Origin of the sequence: Conservatibacter flavescens, assembly GCF_002795425.1 — a bacterium.
Lineage (GTDB): Bacteria > Pseudomonadota > Gammaproteobacteria > Enterobacterales > Pasteurellaceae > Conservatibacter > Conservatibacter flavescens.
Map to the genome: position 1 here is coordinate 1 of NZ_PHHA01000033.1, position 1,778 is coordinate 1,778.

At 35.0% G+C, this 1,778-nt stretch carries 2 protein-coding genes; both read right to left on the minus strand.

Translation table 11 applies throughout. From position 1 onward, the window contains the following. Positions 1 to 169: 169 nt before the first annotated feature. Positions 170 to 298 (minus strand): ESPR domain-containing protein, encoded by a 129-nt coding sequence (locus tag CVP05_RS12905; protein ID WP_100289702.1) that lies wholly within the window; start codon positions 296 to 298, stop codon positions 170 to 172. A 606-nt stretch (positions 299 to 904) separates the two neighbouring features. Further along, positions 905 to 1,778: VENN motif pre-toxin domain-containing protein (locus tag CVP05_RS11470; RefSeq protein ID WP_165773157.1), on the minus strand; the 874-nt coding region annotated here is incomplete at its 5' end.

The following is a 1,778-nucleotide window of genomic DNA, read 5'->3' on the forward strand; positions in this document are numbered from 1 at the left end:
ACCGCACTTCTTTCCAAAGTGCTTTTGGACTTAGCCAATTCCGAGACAAGATATTATTGCTTCAGGGCGTATGCAATACGCCCCTACCTGAAAAATAAATATCTATTAAATTTCAATGAGTTAAAAATATTTGCTGTAGGGGCGTATTGCATACGCCCCTTATCCTTGTTTATTCCGAATCTAAACAAAAACCCACCGCACTTCTTTCCAAAGCGCTTTTGGATTTAGCCAATTCCGAGACAACAATAAATTGTTGCTGGGATTGGCTGAAGATTAGGCGGTAGGTGTTTTTATTCATTTTCTATTAGGATACATTCTATGTAAAATGATTTGTACAAAAGTAACTCCTATAGCTGTAGATAAAGGAGATAAAAAATTTTGTTTAGACCACTTAAATACTCCGCTCTTATAAAAAATCATCAACTCCAATAGAACCTCAAACAATAATAGTAGAATGTAAAATACCAAAAATATTATACCTAACTTTTTGAATATCATGCTTATTCACCTTATCTAACTCTAATAATGGAGTTAACTTATTCTTAACTTCACTCTCTGAATAAGAACTTATTATCTCGGTATAATAGATAAGACAGCAACTCCTAACTTATTAACTCTAGTACAAATAAAAATAAAAAAAAAATTATCAATGATATAATTATTATTCCCAAAGAAACTAGCGACTTTCCTCATATATCTCACCTTTCTTTTTTAAGTGAAAAGAAAGATAAAAGATATTGAATCGCGACTCCTAATATAGAAATCCCTATAGGATCTAAAAAAATTTTCAAACTAATATCAAAATACCCACTTTTAAAATATTTATACATTAAGATTAATATATCTATTCCAATAAAAAAAAGATATGCATATAAGAATGCAGATATTATTGCTTTTTTCTTACTCACTTATCATCCTTAATTGTTTTCGATTCGTATTCATTTTTAACTTTACTTTCTACATAGTCACTTGCAATCAAAGAAAATATTTGTTTAGTAAAAGGAGATAACCCTGACTTATTTAATCTCGAATCAATAATTCCAGTGACACCAATCCCCGCATCTTTCGCTAAAACCTCTGCAGCAACTCCCTCAGGAGTTGAGCCTTTCTCATTGGCTTTTATAATACCTGTATATGCCGTCTCAAATGCCAGCTGTTGACTGCTCGATAAATGAGACTTCACCCCTGCAGTTCCATAATTCGATCCAACTTTTAATAGCGCATCTGATACGCTACCTTTCTCAAAGGAAATCTCTCCACTTTGAATATCTTTATATGTCGCATAACTACCAGCCACCACCGTTTCCGTTGTTTTAGGGTGGCTAAGTGCATACTCCGCTGCTTTCAGCCCAATATTTACTCCTGCACTTGTTCCACTCGCCAAAACAAATGGAGCTGCCTCTATCATAACCTCGTGCGTGAATTTTAATACCTCTCCTGACTGCAAACCAATGTAATAAATACCATCTGTTATATTCATTAATACGCTATGCTCTTTTCTCAATTTATCCATAATCTCTGGAGTAACCTGATTAATAACTGCATTGAGTTTTGCTTCTTTATCCGCATAAGCTACGTAATTATTCGCTGCATTCATAGCTTCTTTTAGATAAAAATTATTCTCCACAGCCCGCTTCCCAGTCTCCGCACCAGCTACCGCGTTTGTCGTGCTATCTCCTGTGATACCGGCCGCTAAACCACTTGCTAACTGACTGAGGAACACCACGTGTTGTTTCTCACTTTCAGTGAGTGTATCCGCTGGCTTATCGTAGAGTTTT

Bases quoted from the DNA above. Each gene is read 5' to 3' on its own strand.
- CVP05_RS12905 (WP_100289702.1), bottom strand. From the start codon at position 298: ATGAATAAAAACACCTACCGCCTAATCTTCAGCCAATCCCAGCAACAA.